The following is a 17,742-nucleotide window of genomic DNA, read 5'->3' as shown; positions in this document are numbered from 1 at the left end:
GTTGTTTTATATAAATCGATCTTTAGTGCAAGTGCACTAACTGAGGCGGATGAAAGTTGCGAAGTGTTATTGGACGCGTCCGCGCCGAGCTATAAAACGCGATGATCAAGTCGGTTTTGTTACAAATGGCAATATCGGCAAAGTTGGGCAAATGGCTATTAGTTAAAAGTGTGAAGTTGTCGGATAATTTTTTCAAATAATGTTGAGTGGTCGAGGGTTTTGCGTGGAGCTAAACCGCCTCAAAGGGCTTGAGGTGGTTCCTGTTACAGGGAGAAGCCCCCGTAATCATTGGGCTCTGTCGTGTATCTGTTTTTCAATAAAAGTTCAACGGCCCTCCGTTGATGAGATTTTCTCAACGGCGCGTTGAGCCGGTTTTTTCACAGCACCGGCCGTGAACGTTTCACAAGCTTTCACAGCGAAGGCGTTTTATTCGTGAGTAGTATGGCCGCCATGCAAACCGACGGCTGCATTGCCAACTCACTGTCTGACGCTGGGAGTTTGGTTCGGTTTGCATGCTGCTTAACTTCCCTATCGATGCAAGGAGATTGAACATGGCTACTACTCCACCAGTAAGTGCAGGCGGCGCCGACGACGCTATCGCGAAGATGGAAGCAACTTTCAACATGGCTATCGAGAAGTCGGCCAAGATCACCGAGATCAGCACCGCGAAAAAAGCAGAGCTCGACGCTACCAAACAGCGTCCGCAGAACTGATTCGCCATACGGGCAGCGCCGGCGCTGCCCGTATACCTGCCTTACCCCGTTGCACCGTTGTTGATCGGCACAGGTGTGGTTGCGACCTGTGATTCTCAAGGGGGCAAACCCAACCATGACAGCCTTGATTTCCCTGGGCCTGCCCGCCGCGAACGGCGTGCCGACCCTGCTTGTGACCCACGGTTTGCACCAGGGCAGTTCCCTGATGCTCGACCAACCGGTCTATACCCTTGGCGCCGCTTCGGCCGCCGACCTTCTGCTCTGCGATCCCGGGATCGCCGAGTTGCACCTGCGCCTGCGTTTTGAAGGTGCCCAGGTGGCCGTCGAAGCCCTCGGCGGTGATGTGCTGATCACCGGCACTGCGGGTGATATCCGCATTCCCCAAGGCAGCGGCCATCGCGCGCGGCTGCCGCTGCAACTGCGCATCGGTACGGCGGGTGTCAGCCTGGCGCTGCCGGGAAGCCCTGAAAAACCGCCTGTGGCGACGCGCACGTTCACGCCCTGGATCATCGCCACCGCCTTGCTGTTTGTGTGCGCCGGCGCCTTGGCGTTTCGCACCGATCCACCGCAAGCCCAGGCCGTCCTGCCGGTCGCCGAAAAAACCGTGGCCAAGCCTTCCCGCGCCGAGGCCAAGGCCTGGTTCGAAGCGCAATTGCAGGCCGCCCACCTGGACGCTGTGAAGGTCGATGATGTCGACGGCCAGCTCAACGCCACCGGCTCGTTCGAGCGGGCACAAAAGCCCCAGTGGGTCGCCCTGCAACAAGCCTTCGACCAGCGTTATGGCCAGCAGATCGTCCTCAACCCTCGGGTCGCAGTGCGCGCGGATGCGGCCCGGCCACGGGTGCGCTTTCAAGCGGTGTGGTTCGGCGTCAATCCCTACGTGATCAACGACAGCGGCAAGCGCCTTTACCCCGGCGCTGCCCTGGCCGACAACTGGGTGCTGGAACGCATCGAGAACAACCAGGTGATCCTCGCCCGTGGCGAAGAGCGCTTCACCTTCACTTTATGACGCTGCTTTTTTCAGCTAAGGCCCCGGGATGAAAGTCGAACCCCGTCCGTTGGTTCCAAGTGACGTGCGCAGCGCGCCGGTCGAGGCGATTCGCCCGGTCAATTCGCGCCAGGCCACCGCCTTCGAAGCGCTGCTCAAAACCCGCAAGGTCCAGTCCCGCCGCTCCCTGCGCAGTGACCTGGAAGAGCTCACCAGCGCCGCCGGCGTCGACTCGCTGCTGTTTGGCAGCGCACGGTCCCTGGAGCTGCTGGAACACGTGATGCAGCACCTGTTGCCGAACCTCGACGCCGAACCGGAAATCAAGGCACTGGCCCACGACCTGATCAGCGAGGAAATCGAGATGCGCCGCACCCTCGAACAACAACGCTCGGAGGTCCAGGCCTGATGCCCCGGGATAACGACGACGCAGTGCAACTGCTCAAGGGCATCGGCGAGCTGTACCGGCGCAATGGCCAGTCCCAGCGTGCGCTGGTAATGCTGCTGATTGCCGTGAGCGTGGCGCCCAACGACGGCCTGTTGCTGCGCTCGCTGGTGCTGGCGTTCACCGACAGCGGTGACGCCACCCGCGCACTGTCGGCCCTGGACCGCCTGGTGGCGCTGGAAGGCGAGTCTGCCAGCCTGTTGCTGCTGCGCGCCCGGGCGCTGTGGTACGGCGAGCGCAAGGACGAAGCGCGCCAGTGCTTCAAACGCTACCTGGCTGCACGGAGAGTGGCGCCATGAACCTGCTCAATCGCCTGAACGGCATCGCGCGCATGGCCGCCCAGCGCACCGACGTAATCATCGTCGCGTTCATGCTGATGGCCATCGTGATGATGATCATCCCGCTGCCCACCTACCTGGTGGATATGCTGATTGGCCTGAACATCGCCCTGAGCATCCTGATCCTGATCGTCGCTTTTTATATCGGCCACTCGGTGGAATTCTCCGCGCTGCCGCCGCTGATTCTGCTCAGTACCCTGTTTCGCCTGTCGCTGTCCATCACCACCACCCGCTTGATTCTGCTGCACGGCGACGCCGGCCATATCGTCAAGGCCTTCGGTGACTTTGTGATTGCCGGCCAGGTGGTGGTGGGCATGGTGGTGTTCCTGATCATTACCGTGGCGCAGTTTGTGGTGATCACCAAGGGCGCCGAACGGGTCGCGGAAGTGGCCGCGCGCTTCACCCTGGATGCGATGCCCGGCAAGCAAATGAGCATCGACAACGACCTGCGCAACGGCGATATCGACCAGGCCGAAGCCCGTCGCCGGCGTTCGCGCCTGGAGCGTGAGAGCCAGATGTTCGGCGCGATGGACGGGGCGATGAAGTTCGTCAAGGGCGATGCGATTGCCGGGTTGGTGATCCTTGCGGTCAACCTGCTGGGCGGCATGTTGATCGGCATGATCGAGCGCGACATGGCCTTCGGCGCGGCGGTGCACACCTACTCGCTGCTGACCGTGGGCGACGGTCTGATCGCGCAGATCCCGGCGCTGTTGATCTCTGTGGCAGCGGGCACCGTGGTTACGCGGGTCAACAGCGACGGCGCAGCGGGTGACCTTGGCAGCGAGATTCTCAAGCAGTTGGGCGCCAGTTACCGGGCCCTCGGGTTGACTGCATTGATCATGGTCGGTGTCAGCGTGATCCCGGGCTTTCCGACCTGGGTGTTCCTCGGTTTGTCATTGGTGTTCGGGGGGGCGGCTTTCGTGATGTACCGCCGCCATACCCGCGAAAACCAGGTGGAGCCTGAAGCGCTGATCGAGACCCTGGAACCGGTGGTCGAGGTGCAGGCCGAGCAGGAATACGGCGTGGCCCCTGACACTCGGGTATTGCTGACCCTCGGCAGCGCCCTGGCCCTCAGCGCACCGCGCCAGTTGCTGGGCCAGCGCATCGAAGCGCTGTGCCACGACCTGCGCAGCGACCTCGGCGTGGATGTGCCGGTGCCGGGCGTTCACATGGACGCCAAGGCCACGCCGGGCAGTTTTCGCGTGTCCCTGGAAGGTGTGCCGGTGAGTGAAGGCGAAATGCCGATCAACTGCCTGCTGTTGCAGGACGATCCGGTGCACGTGCAGTTGCTGGACATCGCCACGCTGCAAGCCGATTCACCGCTCAACGGCCGCGCCGCGCACTGGATCGAACGCCAGCACGAAGACGCGCTGCGCAGCGCCGGCATCGGCTTCCTGCTGCCGGATGAAGTACTGCGCGGCGTGCTGGAACGCAGCCTGCGCCGCTATGCCGCAGACTTTCTCGGGATCCAGGAAACCCGTCTGCTGCTCGAACGCACCGAGGCCACTTACGGCGAACTGGTCAAGGAAGCCCTGCGCCTGGTGCCGTTGCAGCGGGTGGCCGAGACCCTGCGCTTGCTGGTGGGCGAAGGCGTGTCGATCCGCAATCAACGGGCTCTGCTCGAAGCCATGGTGGAGTGGGGCGCCCGGGAAACCGATGCCGGCCGCCTGGCCGAACACCTGCGCGCAGCATTGGCGCGGCAGATCAGCCATCAGTACGCCGACCGCAACCGGGTGATTGGCGCGCTGGTGCTGGCGCCGGGTTTGGAAGACCAGTTGCGTGCGTCCCTGCGTCGCCAGGAACCCAGCCGCGAAGTGATTCCGGAAGAGGTCAACCGCGCCTTGCTCGCGCAATTGCGCCAGGCCTGCGACAAAACCACCGAGGCCAACAGCGCGGTATTGCTTGTGCACCCGGAACTGCGCCGCAGCCTGCGCCGCCTGGTGCTGCGCGGTGAGCTGGAGCTGGCCGTGTTGTCGTTTCGCGAGCTGGCCACTGAATACAACCTGCAAGCGCTGGTGACCATCAGCCTCACCGATATCTCCAACCGCCGCGCACCTGCCGCGGCTTCCGTCACTTCCCTGGCGTCTGCCTCATGATTCGTTTCTCTCTGTTGTTGCTGGCGTTGGCGTCGTTTTTTTGCAGCGCCCAGGACATCGCCAACGGTGCCCAGGGTTCTATCAGCCTTGCATCCGGGGAAGGCCGGATCCTGCATTTTGTAGCGCCGGTGGAGTCGGTGCTGGTGGCCGAACCTGGGATTGCCGACCTGCAAGTGGTGTCGCCCGGCGTGATCTATATCTTCGGCAAGGCGCCGGGCAACACCAGCCTGATCGCCCTCGGCGCCGACGGCAAACAGCTCGCCGGCTTGACCCTGGCCGTGAGCAGCGCCACCCAGGCCGTGACCGCACCGATGCAAGCGTTGCACCCCGGCAGTGGCGCGCAGATCAGCGGGGCTGGCAACCGTTTGATCGCCAAGGGCACGGTGCGCAGCGTGGGTGAAGCGACGGATTTGAATGCCTTGCTCAACCCCCAGGGCCAGGGTTTCCAAAGCGCGGTCAACACCACTGAATATGCCGGTGCGGCCCAAGTCAATTTGCGTGTGCGGTTCGCTGAAGTGTCGCGCTCCGAGCTGCTGCATTACGGCGTGAACTGGAACGCGATGTTCAGCAACGGCACGTTTTCCTTCGGGCTGATTACCGGTGGGCCGCTGGCAGCAGCGACCGCAGGCGGATTGGCGGCAGCGGGCAGCGGTTCGGGCAACACCAACATCGACGGCATGCTCGACGCGTTGCAGGCCAACGGGATTCTGCAAATTCTGGCCGAGCCGAATATCACTGCCATGACCGGGCAAACCGCGAGCTTCCTGGCGGGCGGTGAAGTGGCGATTCCGGTGCCGGTGAATCGGGATTTGGTGGGGATCGAATACAAGTCGTTCGGCGTGTCGCTGCTGTTCAATCCGACGCTGCTGCCCAACGGCCGTATCGCCCTGCAAGTGCGGCCTGAGGTCAGCAGTGTGGTGAGCGGCGGTACGGTGGATTTCGGCAACTTTCATGTGCCGTCGTTCAGCGTGCGGCGCGCCGATACGCGGGTGGAAGTGGGCAGTGGGCAGACGTTTGCGATTGCCGGGCTGTTCCAGCGCGAGAGCAGCCAGGACATCGAGAAGCTGCCGTTATTGGGCGATTTGCCGATCCTGGGCAACCTGTTTCGCTCCAAGCGTTTTCAGCGCAATGAAACCGAGCTGGTGATTTTGATTACGCCGTACCTGGTGGAGCCGGTGCGCAGTCGCACGCTGGCCACACCGTTGGATGCGCAGCCTGCGACCGCTGCAGCGGCGGGGCCGCGCAGTGGCGGGGCGTTTGGTTTCTACATGAATTGATGAGGGGGCATGGCATGAAAGTTTCGCGTTTGTTGATGTGTTTGCCCCTGTTGGTGGTGGGCTGCAAGACGCATTTGGCGCCGGTGTATTACTCGCCGCAATATCAGGCGGACGGGTTGCCGAGCCAGTGCCAGCAGCCGCCGGCCAAGGACGAGGTCGGGTTGGATGATGATTTCAAGGCGACCTTGCCGTTGGGCTGTGCCAACAATCTGAATTTGATGCAGATGGTGGAGCAGCGCCAGGATTTGAATCAGGGGCGGGCGACCGGGCCGGCGATGGCGGCACCGGTTGGGCGGGCGGCGCAGGTGTATATCGAGGGGTTTGACCGGGAGCAGTTGCAGCGGCGCCAGGCTCAACAAGAGGCCAAGGCTGGCGCTCCGGGAGGTGAGCAATGACCCCCTGGGCATATTCCCCCTGTGGGAGCTGGCTTGCCTGCGATAGCGGTATTCCTGGCCCAGCAGATCTGTCTGCCACACCACAATCCAACTGTGGGAGCTGGCTTGCCTGCCATAGCGGCATTCCAGGCCCAGCAGATCTGTCTGCCACACCACGATCCAACTGTGGGAGCTGGCTTGCCTGCGATAGCGATATTCCAGGCCCAGTAGATCTGTCTGCCACACCATCATCCAACTGTGGGTGCGGGCTTGCTCGCGATAGCGGTCTGGCAGGCGACCGGGATTTTGAAGCTTACCGTGTATATATCCATTCCTGCGGTAACGGCTTCTTATGGTTCCGCTCTTACAGCGGGTCACTTTTGGCAAACGCCCCAAAAGTAACCAAAAGGTCTTTGCCCCACCACTCGGTGCCTCGCTTAGGCTCGGCATGCCCGCACTCCGGCACGGTTCCGCGGGCCGCCGCGACGGGCCATCCATGGCCCGGCGCGGCTAAATCGGCATCCTTGCCGATTTACCCGCTACACCGTGCCTGCTTGCGGCCATCGTGGTTGACGGGGCCTGATAGATCAAAAGCAAGATCAAAAGCAGGGCAACAGCAAGATCAAAAGCTGTTGGGTTTAGTGCGTGTCCACCAGCCCCAACTCCCGCGCCTGCGCAACTGGGTCGCTGATGGCTTTGATGCGGTTGGCTTCTGCAACCAGCCGTACTCGTTCAGCCGTCGGGATGTCGTCCAGCGGCAGGCTGGCAACCCGTTGTTCGTAACCCGCCAATACCAGCACCAGCAGTTCATTACGCTGATGCCGTGGCAGCGCGCGGGGCGATTGGGTGACCGGGGCGATGGTGTCCAGCGCCTGTTGCGACTGACCGCCCAGGGCGTAGGCCAGGGCCAGGTTGCAGCGGCTGTCGAGGTCGTCGGGTTGCAGGCTCAGGCTTTTGGCGAAGGCGGTTTGTGCCGCGACGGCCTGGCCATTCAGCACTTGAGCAATGCCCAGCCGGGTGTAGGCCTCCGGCGTGTGGCTGGCCTCTGCAGCTTGCCCCAGGGCCGTCACGGCGCGTTGGGTTTTGCCCAGTCGCAGTTGTGCGGTGCCCAGCCCCAGCAAGGCGTCGGCGTTGTGGGCCTCGAGGCCAAGGGCTTGTTGGAAGGCGCGTTCGGCACCCAGCGCATCGTTGCCGTCGAGCCGCGCCTGGCCGAGTTTGAGCCACAGGTCGATGCCGGCGCCCGGTTGCTGGGCCGCACGCTCATACAGCGCCGCCGCGCTGGCGTAGTCGCCACGTTTGTTCAGGTCGTTGGCCAGTTTCACCGAGCGGTCGGTATCGCTCGGCGCAGTGCTGGTACAGGCAGCCAGCAACAGGCTGGCGGCAAGCAAAAAGTGTTTGGTCATCGTCACAACTCGTTGGGCGAAGGCGGACGCCATGTAAGCATATTTTCCATGGCGCTCCTATGTCTGTCGGTGCTGTTTGGTGCCTCGCTCGCCCACGCCGACGAGGAGCCCGAGTGGTTCGCCAAACCCTACGCCTACGTGTTGGTAGACCAGGACGTGCGCGCCGCCCTCGAAGAGTTCGGCCACAACCTCGACGTCCCGCTGGTGCTCTCCGACAAGGTGCGCGGCAAGGCCCGCAGCACCGTGCGTGCGGCCACTGCCGGGGAGTTTCTGCAAATGCTGTGCAGCACCAACGGCCTGACCTGGTACTTCGACGGCAACCTGCTGTACCTCAACGCCAGTGACGAAATCACCACCAAATTGTTCAAGGCCAGCGCCCTGAACCTGGACCAGTTGCAGGCCTATTTGAACAACCTCGATGTGTTCGGCCAGCAGTTGTCGATGCGCAACGGCCCGGAGGGCGATGAAGTATTCGTGTCCGGGCCGCCGCCGTACCTGGCGCTGGTCCAGCAGCATGTGGATCACCTGCAGCCCAAGGCCGCCGCGCCCGTCGTGGCGCGCGAGCAGGGCGTGCGAGTGTTTCGCGGCGCCCAGGTGAGCACCGAGACCCCTTGATTCACCCCAACCCCAGCAAAGGAGCATGACCATGTCCGTAACCGCCGTAGACAGCAACCTCGCCCCCGGTGGCGCCAGCCCTGAAGCCAAGTTCAACGCCGCGGTGGATAACGCCAAGAGCGCCGACAAACCGGAGATGACCGACGCCGAATTCACCGATGCCCTGATCACCCAGGCGGTCACCATCGGCGGCCAGTTCATCATCATGCCCAAGGCGCAGGAAATGCTGAATGACGCCTTGTCCGATGACGACGAAGAGTAGGGCGCACCCATGACCATCAGTCTCGCTGCCAGCGCCACGGCCTTGCCGCCGTCCGCCGGCGCGGGGCCCGCGGGGGCCTCGCAGAATCTGTTCGAGCACATGGCCAACACGGCCAAGGGCATGCCCGAGGGCGCCAGCCCCCATCAGATCGGCTCGGGCCTGATGGAGCGCCTGAACAGTTTTATCGACCGCTCCCGGACCTTTTCCGAGCGCGCCGACTTGCTCACCAATAACCCGTCGGCGCCGCCCCAAGTGGCCGCTGCGGATATCCGCACCTCGGGTGCCTCGCCCACCGCCGAACCGGGCAAGAAAGTCGCCGAGCAACAGGTCGACCAGATCGTCCATTCACTGGGCAAGATGTTCGATTACTCCATCGAAACCCAGATGGTGGTGCGCGGTGCGACGCAGATTTCCGGTTCCGCCAACACGCTGCTCAAGGGTCAATAACGCCATGCCAAGCCCGAATCGTGCCCTGCGCCTGCTGCTGATCGGCGTGCTCGCCAGCCTCTTGCAGGCCTGCGACATGGACCTCTACACCAACCTCAGCGAGCGCGACGCCAACGCTATGGTCGCGGTGCTGCTGCGCGACGGCATCCCGGCGACGCGCAAGGTGCAGGACAACGGCCAGCTCAAAGTGGTGGTCGACGAACAGCGCTTCGCCGAGGCCATGACCCTGCTGGACAACGCCGGCCTGCCGCAGCAGAGCTTTTCCAACATGGGCGAGGTGTTCAAGGGTAACGGCCTGGTGTCGTCCCCGGTGCAGGAGCGGGCGCAGATGATCTACGCCTTGAGCGAAGAGTTGTCCCATTCGGTGTCGCAGATCGACGGCATCGTCTCGGCGCGGGTGCACGTGGTGCTGCCGGACAATGACCTACTCAAGCGGGTGATTTCGCCGTCGTCGGCCTCGGTGCTGGTGCGCTACGACCCGGGCACCGACATCAACACCCTGATCCCGCAGATCAAGACCCTGGTGGCCAACGGTATTTCCGGCCTGAGCTATGACGGCGTCTCGGTGACGGCGATCAAGGCCGCCGTGTCCATCAGCCAGAACCCGGCGCAACCACGGCTGGCGAGCTTCATGGGCCTGTGGTTGCTGGAAGACAACCTCAACCAGGCGCGGTTGCTGTTCGGCGGTTTACTGCTGCTGGCCCTTGGCGCGTGCGGCGTGCTGGCCCGTCAACAGTGGGCGCGGCGCCAGTCCCAGGCGTTGTATGTGCTCAAGGAGGGTGAATGAGCCTGGTTGAGCGTTGGCAGGGCTTGATCGCCCAGCCGTTGCAGTTTGTGCGCCAGCAGAGCCTTGGCGAGTGTTTCGGCGAAGGCCTGCCGGCCGAGGTGCTGCAAGCCCTGCATGGGCAGCCGCGTTTCCGGCCGCGGCTGGAGCAGTTGCTGGCCAGCCATTATCAACTGGCGCCGCTGGCGCATCTGGTGACGCCGCCCGCCGCCGATTTGCCGGTGCTGCTGCTGAACCCGGCGCAATTTCAGCGCCTGCCCAGGCTGTGTGGGGCGATCTGGCATGCCTCTACCCTGAGCCGGGAGATTCGCCGCGAGGTGGTCAATGAACTGCGCGAAGGCCTGGGTCAGGAAGCGTTCACGCTGGCCCTGGCCAACCGGCAGTTGGGCGGTGCCGCAGACCTGCTGCGCGAGCCCACCGAGTTGATCGACGCCATCGACCGCGACGGCCTCACCTGTGTCGCCGCCTGGCTGCAAGCCCAGCCCGTCGAGTTGCAAGGTTGGCTGTCACTGCGGTTTGTCGCACCCAAGGGTTATACCGGGCGCTTGCCCCGTGACCTGGAAATCGTCCAGACCGTTGCCGCACGGTTGCTCGCCGAGGAGCTTGCCCATGAGTGAATTACCCAGCCGTCCTGCCGCGCGGATCTTGCGTGCCGAAGAAGCGGCGTTGTGGACCGATGGCTTTGCCTTTGTGCAAGCCGCCAGGGACCATGCCGAGCAAATCAAGGCCGACAGCGACCAGTGGCTGCACACCGCCCGCGCCGAAGGCTTTGAAAGTGCGCGACGGGAAGGCGCCGAACAAGTCGCGCAACTGCTGCTGGAGACCCACGCCCAAGTCCAGCAGTACTTGGCCGGGCTTGAAGCATCGCTGGCAGACCTGGCCCTTGGCATTGTGCGCGAGGTGCTCGGCGAACTGGATGACACTGACCGCGTAGTGCGCTGCACCCGCCAGGCCTTGAGCGCGTTTCGCCAGGGCCAGGCCTTGACCTTGTGGGTGCCGCCCGCCGAAGTGAATGCCTTGCGCCAACCGTTGCTCAAGGATGGCATCGCCGTAGAGGCCGACGCGCAACTGAGTGCCGGCCAGGCACGCCTGAGCAGCCCGGCGGGTTCGGTTGAGCTGGGGCTGGACGCGCAACTGCACACCCTGCGCCGCAGCCTGTTGCCCTTCGCCGAAGAGGGCGTGGCATGAACCTCAATCACCTGCTGCCGCGTCTCACCGAGCGGCTGTCCCAGGCCCGCCTGCGCCCGATGCAGGGCACCGTGTTGAGTATTCGCGGGGTGTTGTTGCGGGCCAGTGTGGCGGGCGCGAGTATTGGTGAGCTGTGCCACCTGCGCGACCCGGTCAGTGGTCGCAGCCTTAGCGCCGAGGTGATTGGTTTCGATGGCGACGAAGCGATCCTGTCGCCCATCGGCTCCATGGAAGGCTTGTCGACCCGTACGCAAATCATCGCCACCGGCGAAAGCCTCGGTGTGGCGGTGGGCGATGCACAACTGGGGCGGGTGATCAGCCCCATGGGCGAGTTTCTCGACGGTGACGGCCTGCCGCCGACCCTGAACTTGCAGACCTACCCCTTGCATGCCGAGCCGCCGGCGCCGTTTTCCCGGCAATTGATCGTGCGTTCCATGGCCCTGGGCATTCGCTCCATCGACGGCCTGTTGACCCTCGCCCAAGGCCAGCGCATGGGCATCTTCGGCGAACCTGGCGTGGGCAAGTCCTCGTTGTTGGCGAGCATTATCCGCAACAGCGAGGCCGATGTGATTGTGATCGGCCTGATCGGCGAGCGGGGCCGGGAAGTGCGCGAACTGCTGGACGTGCAACTGGACGCCCAGGCCCGCGCGCGTACCGTGGCGGTAGTCGCGACCTCCGACCGCCCGGCCGCCGAGCGGGTGCGCGCGGCATTTGTCGCCACCACCCTGGCCGAGTACCACCGCGACCAGGGCCGCAACGTGCTGCTGCTGATGGACAGCCTCACACGGTTTGCCCGCGCCCAGCGCGAGATCGGCCTGGCGGTGGGTGAGCCGCCGACACGGCGTGGTTATCCGCCGTCTTTTTTTGCCACCTTGCCCAAACTGCTGGAGCGCGCCGGCCCCGGTCCCACCGGCAGCATCACCGCGCTGTACACCGTGCTTACCGAGGGCGACTCCGCCAGTGACCCGGTGGCCGAGGAAGCGCGCTCGATCCTCGACGGGCATATCGCCCTCAGCGCCGAATTGGCCCAGCGCAACTACTTCCCGGCGGTAGACGTACTGCGCAGTCGCAGCCGGTTGATGGAGCAGGTGGCCGGTGAAGAACACAAGCGCCTGGCAATGCGCATCCGTGAATTGATGGCGCGCTACGGCGAGATCGAAATGCTGATCCGCGTCGGCGAGTACTCCGCCGGCAGCGACCCGCTGGCCGACGAAGCAATCACCCGCCATGGCGCCATCGAAGCCTTCCTGCGCCAGAACGCCGACGAGCCGAGCAGCCCCGAACACACCTTGATCCGCATGCGCCAGGTGCTGGCATGAGCCCGAAAGCGCAGCAAGATCCAGTGTGGGAGCTGTCGAGCTTTAGCGAGCCTGCGATGGCGTCAGCGCAGCCGACATTGATGTTACCTGACCCACCGCTTTCGCAGCCTCGCCGGGGCTCGACAGCTCCCACATTCGATCTGCATGCACTCAGCGAGTGTGGTGTTGGTATGACGATGGAGAAAACCTTATGAAGACCGAACAACTGCGCACCCTGCAAACCCTGCGGGTGCTGCGCGAGCAACGGGCAGCCAGCCAGTTGGCGGCGCAACAGCAGCGCTGCGTGCAAACCCATGGCGCCCTTACCGACGCGAAGGAACAACTGCGCCTGCACCGCGAAGCGATCGCCCATGAAGCCGGCCAGATCTACGCCTCGCTGACCGAAGGCCTGTCAGTGGCCAGTTGGCAGGCGGCCCAGGATCGCCTGCGGGGCTTGTCCGACGATGAGCAACTGCTTGAGGGCGACGTCAGCCACGTATCCCATACCCTGCAAACCCAGGAGCGCGAGCGGGACCTGTTCCGCCAGGAACGCCTGAGCCGCCAACGCCAGTCCGACGCCTGGCAAAGCCTGCTGGAGGGGCGCGAAAACAATGAACGGGTGGCCGGCGAGCTGCGTGAAGAACAAGGGCTCGGCACATGATCGTAGCCCTTGCCGACCCATTGGCGCCGTGGCTGGAACACTACGACCCGGCGCTGCTCACGGTACATAACCAACTGCATCGCCGGCGCCACGCGTGGCAGGGCCGCTGCGCCGGGCAGGATTTGCGCGTCGCCTGGGCTGCCGGTCCCCAGCCGCTGAAAACGCCCCGCGATGTGCAGTTGTTGCTCGGGCAATCGCCAGTGCGCCTGCGTCTGTCAGCCGCCGCCCTGGAGCAGGTGCTGGTGCCGTTGGCGTTGCAGTTCGATGCGCAAGTACTGCCGTCATTGCCGCGCTCGTTGCTGCTTGAATTGGCCGTGCTGGACCTGATCGAGCGCCTTGAACCGTTGCTCGGCCATCCGGTGCAATTGCTTGAAACCAGTGCAGACCCGCGCCCTTACCCCGTGCACCTGGCGCTGACCCTGACCTTTGGCAACAACCCTCCAATGGCTGCCCAACTGGACCTCAGCGAAAGCGCCGCGTTGCTGGTGGCGCAGCTGCTGGAGCAGCACGGCCGCGTTGAAGCCGACCCGTTGCCCGCGCTGCGCCAGACCCTCTCGGTACTTACCGGGCAGCAATGGCTGACCCTTGGCGAATTGCGCAGCTTGCAGCCCGGCGATGTGCTGATGCTCGAACCCGGCAGCGGCTTGCTGCTGGACCTTGAGGGCCGCCTGCAAGCCCGCTGCCAGCGCGATGGCTCGTCGCTGCAGCTACAGGAACCTTTGAAATCGCCCCTTCTGGACATGGAGAACACAATGACTGACGTCGACGCCGCTGCGGCCCTGGACGATTTGCCCCTCAAGCTGGTGTGCCAGGTCGGCAGCCTGGAACTGACCCTGGCGCAACTGCGGGAGCTGGGCGCGGGCAGCTTGCTGCAACTCAATACCCCAACCGTGGATGGCGTCGACTTGATGGTCAACGGCCGCCGCGTCGGTCAGGGCCAACTGGTGAAAATCGGTGACGGCCTGGGCGTGCGCCTGCTGAGTTTCGCCACCCCATGACCGGTTATCAGCCGAACCTGATCGAGATCATCCTGGTGGTCGCCACCATCGGGTTGATCCCGTTGGCGGTGGTGACCCTCACCGGCTTTATGAAAATCTCGGTGGTGCTGTTTCTCATCCGCAACGCCCTGGGCGTGCAACAAACGCCGCCGAACCTGGTGCTGTACGGCATCGCGCTGATTCTGTCGGTGTACGTCACCACGCCGTTGATTGGCGACATGTACCGCCAGGTGGAAGGGCGCGACCTCAACATTGAACATGTCGAGCAACTCAAGGACCTCGGCGACGCTTTGCGCCCGCCGTTGCAGGCGCACCTGGCACGGTTTGCCAACGAGTCCGAGCGCGGCTTTTTTGTGCAGGCCACCGAGACCATCTGGTCGCCGGAAGCCCGTGCCGACCTGCGGGATGACGACCTGGTGGTGCTGATCCCGGCGTTTGTCAGTTCGGAGCTGACCCGGGCCTTCGAGATCGGGTTCCTGCTGTACATCCCGTTCCTGGTGGTGGACTTGCTGGTGTCCAACGTGTTGATGGCGATGGGCATGTCGATGGTCTCGCCGAACCTGATTTCAATCCCGCTGAAAATCTTCCTGTTCGTGTCATTGAGCGGCTGGTCGCGCCTGATGCACGGTTTGATTCTGAGTTACGGCTGAGGCACGACCCATGGGCCAGGACGTTTTCCTGTCATTGATGAAACAGGCACTGATGACCGTGCTGATGCTCTCCGCGCCGGCGCTGGGGGTGGCGATTATCGTCGGCTTGAGCGTGGGCCTGTTCCAGGCACTGACGCAGATCCAGGACCAGACCCTGCCCCAGGTGGTGAAGCTGGTGGCGGTGTTGCTGACCATTGTATTCCTGGGCCCGGTGCTGGCCGGGCAAGTGGCCGAACTCGGCAGCCAGGTGTTGGACAACTTCCCCTTGTGGACGCGCTGACTGCCCATGGATGCCAGCCTTACCGCGCAGTTTCTGGAAGTCGCCTACCCGGTGATCAGCTCGGCCTCGCTGGCGGCCTGCCGGGCCATGGGGGTGGTGGTGATCACCCCGGCGTTCAACCGCCTCGGGCTTACCGGAATGATTCGGGGGTGCGTGGCCGTGGCCATTTCAATTCCGATGTTCATGCCGGTGTTCGACGCCATGACCTCGATGCCCAACCACGGCAGCCTGTTTATCGCCGGGTTGCTGATCAAGGAGTTCCTGATCGGCATCTTGATCGGCCTGCTGTTCGGCATACCGTTCTGGGCGGCGGAAGTGGCGGGGGAGTTGATCGACCTGCAGCGCGGCTCGACCATGGCGCAACTGGTGGACCCGCTGTCTACCGGCGAGTCGAGTGTGATGTCGACCTTGCTGACGGTGATGTTGATCACACTGTTCTTCATGTCCGGCGGTTTTATCCTGATGGTCGACGGCTATTACCACAGCTATCAGCTATGGCCGGTCACCGCGTTTACCCCGGTGTTTGCCAGCTCGGCGCTGTTGGCGGTGCTGTCTATTCTCGACCAGATCATGCGCGTCGGGGTGCTGATGGTCTCGCCGCTGATCATCTCGCTGCTGGTCACCGACCTGATGTTGGCGTACCTGTCGCGCATGGCGCCGAACCTGCATATTTTCGACCTGTCGTTGCCGGTGAAAAACCTGTTTTTCTCGATCCTGATGGTGATCTACATCGGCTTCCTGATTCCGTTGATGCTCGACCAACTGGCGGAGTTTCGCGGCACCGTCGAACTGCTGAAAACCCTGGCGGGCATGGAGTAGCGCATGGGCGATACCAGCGAAGAAAAATCCCAGCCGGCCACGGACAAAAAGCTCAAGGACGCGCGCCAAAAGGGCCAGGTTGCCAAGAGCCAGGACCTGGTCTCGGGCATGGTCATCCTGTTTTGTACCCTGTGCATCTCCATCCTTGCGCCACGGGCCCAGGCCCAGGTCACGGCGCTGATCGACCTCACTGCACAGATCTACATCGAGCCCTTCGCCACGGTGTGGCCACGGGTGTTGGACCATGCCGAGCAACTGGTGATCGGCATTACGCTGCCGGTGATGGCGGTGACCACCGGGGTGGTGATTTTGACCAACATCATCACCATGCGCGGCTTTGTGTTTTCCGTGGAACCGATCAAGCCCGAGTTCAAGCGCATCAACCCGGCTGAAGGCTTCAAGAAGCTGTTTGCCCTGCGCAACTTTGTGGAGTTCATCAAGGGCCTGATCAAGGTGCATGTGCTGGCCGTGGCGTTCTACGTAGTGGGGCGGCATGCGTTACAGGCGTTGATGGAGTCTTCGCGATGTGGCGCCGGGTGTATCGAGTCGACGTTTTTCCTGGTGCTCAAGCCGCTGGTGTTTACCGTACTCGCCGCCTTCATCCTGGTGGGTGGGGTAGACGTGTTGATGCAACGCTGGCTGTTTGGCCGCGACATGAAAATGACCCGTAGCGAGACCAAGCGCGAGCGCAAGGACATTGATGGCGACCCGCTGATCAAAAGCGAACGGCGGCGCCAGCGCCAGGAGATGCAGGCTTTGGCCACCAAACTGGGGTTGGGCCGGGCGTCGATGATGATCGGCACCACCGAGGGCTGGGTGATTGGCGTGCGCTATGTGCGTGGTGAAACACCGGTGCCGGTGGTGGTGTGCCGCGCTTCACCGGAGGAGGCGTTGGGGATGTTGCAGGAGGCGTTTGACCTCGGGATACCGCAGGCGCCGGACAAGGGCCTGGCGGAGACGATTGCCAGGAAGACCGTACCGGGCGATCCGGTGCCGGATGCTGCGTTTCAGGCGGTGGCGGATTGGTTGGTGGCGGCGCGGTTAATCTGAGCACCACATCTTGTGTTGATTGGCCGTTGTGATGAGCAGGGATTGTTGTGGTGAGCGGGGCTGTTGTGGTGAGCGGGCTTGTTGTGGTGAGCCGGGGCTGTTGTGGTGAGCGGGCTTGCCCCGCGCTGGGCTGCGAAGCAGCCCCAAAAACCAAACACCCCGATCTTTTTGGAGACATGCGCTGTTCTTGATGGGGCTGCTTCGCAGCCCAGCGCGGGGCAAGCCCGCTCACTACAGAAAGCCTGTTCAGAGGCAGGGTTCAGCTCAATGAAATCACCTATCAGATATATTCAGTCACCAAGTGGCGCTGGCTCACGGGCAACCGCACGCTAGGGTTAATGCTCTTTAGGAGCCTTTTCCTGGAGCAATGGAATGCGTCCCACCCCCCAATCTCATCGCCTGCGCCAAGGCCGTTATTCAGAGCTCGGACGCAGCTATCTCATCACCATCGTCGTCCATCACCGGCAGCGGCTGTTCGACGATTTATTCCTCGGCCGTCTCCTGGTTGCCGAGTTCCGGCAGGCTCAAGAGTCGGGATTGGTCGAGTCCCTGGCCTGGGTGATCATGCCCGATCATATTCATTGGTTGTTCGAGCTGAAGCAAAAAACCTTGGCCGACGTAGTACGCCGTACCAAGTCCCGCAGCACGTTAACCATTAATCGGCGCCGTCATAGCAAAGAGCGGGTTTGGCAGCCGGGCTATCACGATAGGGCCGTGCGGGTGGAGGATGACATTCGCAAAATGGCTCGCTATATCATCGCCAATCCACTGCGAGCCGGGTTGGTTGAGCGGGTAGGCGACTACTCGCTGTGGGATGCCTGCTGGATCTGATGCTTGGTATCAGGATTGTGGTCGATGGGGCTGCTGTGGTGAGTGGGGCTGTTGGGGTGAGCGGGCTTGCTGTGGTGAGCCGGGCTGTTGTGGTGAGCCGGGCTGTTGTGGTGAGCGGGCTTGCCCCGCGCTGGGCTGCGAAGCGGCCCCAAAAACCAAACACCCCAATCTTTCTGGAGACATGCGTTGTTCTTGATGGGGCTGCTTCGCAGCCCAGCGCGGGGCAAG

Annotated in this window: 22 protein-coding genes; 21 read left to right on the top strand and 1 reads right to left on the bottom strand. The window is 63.1% G+C overall.

Annotated elements, in window-relative coordinates; genetic code table 11:
- Positions 1–551: 551 nt before the first annotated feature.
- The 7 genes from RGV33_RS21725 to RGV33_RS21695 all read left to right on the top strand — a co-directional run bounded on the left by RGV33_RS21725 (position 552) and on the right by RGV33_RS21695 (position 6,249).
- Complete coding sequence (locus tag RGV33_RS21725) at positions 552–713, top strand: hypothetical protein (protein ID WP_003207273.1); 162 nt, start codon at positions 552–554, stop codon at positions 711–713.
- A 115-nt stretch (positions 714–828) separates the two neighbouring features.
- A complete protein-coding gene (locus RGV33_RS21720) occupies positions 829–1,722 on the top strand; it encodes an FHA domain-containing protein (RefSeq protein WP_322146066.1) in 894 nt (297 codons plus the stop codon).
- Between the two features lie 28 nt (positions 1,723–1,750).
- A complete protein-coding gene (locus tag RGV33_RS21715) occupies positions 1,751–2,107 on the top strand; it encodes a hypothetical protein (RefSeq protein ID WP_322146065.1) in 357 nt (118 codons plus the stop codon).
- Positions 2,107–2,442 carry a tetratricopeptide repeat protein gene (locus tag RGV33_RS21710; RefSeq protein ID WP_169389111.1) on the top strand — a complete coding sequence of 112 codons (336 nt, stop codon included), beginning with the start codon at positions 2,107–2,109 and terminating at the stop codon, positions 2,440–2,442. Before RGV33_RS21715 ends, RGV33_RS21710 begins: the two co-directional genes overlap by 1 nt.
- Complete coding sequence (sctV, locus tag RGV33_RS21705; RefSeq protein WP_322146064.1) at positions 2,439–4,577, top strand: type III secretion system export apparatus subunit SctV; 2,139 nt, start codon at positions 2,439–2,441, stop codon at positions 4,575–4,577. The genes RGV33_RS21710 and sctV overlap by 4 nt, the downstream gene beginning before the upstream one ends.
- The gene (locus RGV33_RS21700; RefSeq protein ID WP_322146063.1) at positions 4,574–5,854 is read left to right on the top strand and encodes a type II and III secretion system protein family protein; all 1,281 of its coding nucleotides are present in this window, start codon (positions 4,574–4,576) and stop codon (positions 5,852–5,854) included. The genes sctV and RGV33_RS21700 overlap by 4 nt, the downstream gene beginning before the upstream one ends.
- Before the next feature lie 14 nt (positions 5,855–5,868).
- The gene (locus RGV33_RS21695; RefSeq protein ID WP_322146062.1) at positions 5,869–6,249 is read left to right on the top strand and encodes a hypothetical protein; all 381 of its coding nucleotides are present in this window, start codon (positions 5,869–5,871) and stop codon (positions 6,247–6,249) included.
- Positions 6,250–6,866: 617 nt separating this feature from the next.
- Here the strand turns inward: RGV33_RS21695 and RGV33_RS21690 are convergent.
- A complete protein-coding gene (locus RGV33_RS21690) occupies positions 6,867–7,631 on the bottom strand; it encodes a tetratricopeptide repeat protein (protein WP_322146061.1) in 765 nt (254 codons plus the stop codon).
- A 48-nt stretch (positions 7,632–7,679) separates the two neighbouring features.
- On the opposite strand from RGV33_RS21690, the gene RGV33_RS21685 reads away from it, so the two are divergent.
- The 14 genes from RGV33_RS21685 to RGV33_RS21620 all read left to right on the top strand — a co-directional run bounded on the left by RGV33_RS21685 (position 7,680) and on the right by RGV33_RS21620 (position 17,514).
- On the top strand, positions 7,680–8,246 hold the full coding sequence (locus RGV33_RS21685; RefSeq protein WP_322146060.1) for a type III secretion protein: 567 nt from the start codon (positions 7,680–7,682) through the stop codon (positions 8,244–8,246).
- Between the two features lie 31 nt (positions 8,247–8,277).
- Entirely contained in the window at positions 8,278–8,508 is a 231-nt protein-coding gene (locus RGV33_RS21680; protein ID WP_177048583.1) for a hypothetical protein, read from the top strand.
- A 9-nt stretch (positions 8,509–8,517) separates the two neighbouring features.
- Entirely contained in the window at positions 8,518–8,955 is a 438-nt protein-coding gene (locus RGV33_RS21675; protein WP_003208328.1) for a hypothetical protein, read from the top strand.
- A 4-nt stretch (positions 8,956–8,959) separates the two neighbouring features.
- Positions 8,960–9,742 (top strand): type III secretion system inner membrane ring lipoprotein SctJ, encoded by a 783-nt coding sequence (gene sctJ / locus RGV33_RS21670; RefSeq protein ID WP_322146059.1) that lies wholly within the window; start codon positions 8,960–8,962, stop codon positions 9,740–9,742.
- Complete coding sequence (locus RGV33_RS21665) at positions 9,739–10,356, top strand: type III secretion protein (RefSeq protein WP_322146058.1); 618 nt, start codon at positions 9,739–9,741, stop codon at positions 10,354–10,356. Before sctJ ends, RGV33_RS21665 begins: the two co-directional genes overlap by 4 nt.
- Positions 10,349–10,927 carry a FliH/SctL family protein gene (locus RGV33_RS21660; RefSeq protein ID WP_322146057.1) on the top strand — a complete coding sequence of 193 codons (579 nt, stop codon included), beginning with the start codon at positions 10,349–10,351 and terminating at the stop codon, positions 10,925–10,927. The genes RGV33_RS21665 and RGV33_RS21660 overlap by 8 nt, the downstream gene beginning before the upstream one ends.
- Positions 10,924–12,246: a FliI/YscN family ATPase gene (locus tag RGV33_RS21655; RefSeq protein ID WP_322146056.1), complete on the top strand. Its 1,323-nt coding sequence runs from the start codon at positions 10,924–10,926 to the stop codon at positions 12,244–12,246. Before RGV33_RS21660 ends, RGV33_RS21655 begins: the two co-directional genes overlap by 4 nt.
- Positions 12,247–12,436: 190 nt before the next feature.
- Positions 12,437–12,886, top strand: coding sequence for a hypothetical protein (locus tag RGV33_RS21650; RefSeq protein ID WP_322146055.1), 450 nt, complete (start codon positions 12,437–12,439; stop codon positions 12,884–12,886).
- Positions 12,883–13,884 (top strand): type III secretion system cytoplasmic ring protein SctQ, encoded by a 1,002-nt coding sequence (gene sctQ / locus RGV33_RS21645; protein ID WP_322146054.1) that lies wholly within the window; start codon positions 12,883–12,885, stop codon positions 13,882–13,884. The genes RGV33_RS21650 and sctQ overlap by 4 nt, the downstream gene beginning before the upstream one ends.
- A complete protein-coding gene (gene sctR / locus RGV33_RS21640) occupies positions 13,881–14,534 on the top strand; it encodes a type III secretion system export apparatus subunit SctR (RefSeq protein ID WP_003208316.1) in 654 nt (217 codons plus the stop codon). Before sctQ ends, sctR begins: the two co-directional genes overlap by 4 nt.
- A 10-nt stretch (positions 14,535–14,544) precedes the next feature.
- Positions 14,545–14,814, top strand: coding sequence for a type III secretion system export apparatus subunit SctS (gene sctS, locus RGV33_RS21635; RefSeq protein WP_003208314.1), 270 nt, complete (start codon positions 14,545–14,547; stop codon positions 14,812–14,814).
- Between the two features lie 6 nt (positions 14,815–14,820).
- Entirely contained in the window at positions 14,821–15,633 is an 813-nt protein-coding gene (gene sctT, locus RGV33_RS21630; protein WP_003208312.1) for a type III secretion system export apparatus subunit SctT, read from the top strand.
- A 3-nt stretch (positions 15,634–15,636) separates the two neighbouring features.
- Positions 15,637–16,683: an EscU/YscU/HrcU family type III secretion system export apparatus switch protein gene (locus RGV33_RS21625; protein WP_322146053.1), complete on the top strand. Its 1,047-nt coding sequence runs from the start codon at positions 15,637–15,639 to the stop codon at positions 16,681–16,683.
- Between the two features lie 372 nt (positions 16,684–17,055).
- The gene (locus RGV33_RS21620) at positions 17,056–17,514 is read left to right on the top strand and encodes an REP-associated tyrosine transposase (RefSeq protein WP_322146052.1); all 459 of its coding nucleotides are present in this window, start codon (positions 17,056–17,058) and stop codon (positions 17,512–17,514) included.
- The last annotated feature ends 228 nt before the right edge of the window (positions 17,515–17,742 follow it).

It is taken from the genome of Pseudomonas sp. Bout1 (genome assembly GCF_034314165.1).
Taxonomy (GTDB): domain Bacteria; phylum Pseudomonadota; class Gammaproteobacteria; order Pseudomonadales; family Pseudomonadaceae; genus Aquipseudomonas.
Note: the sequence above shows the minus strand (reverse complement) of the source record. Positions and strands in the feature narration are given on the sequence as shown.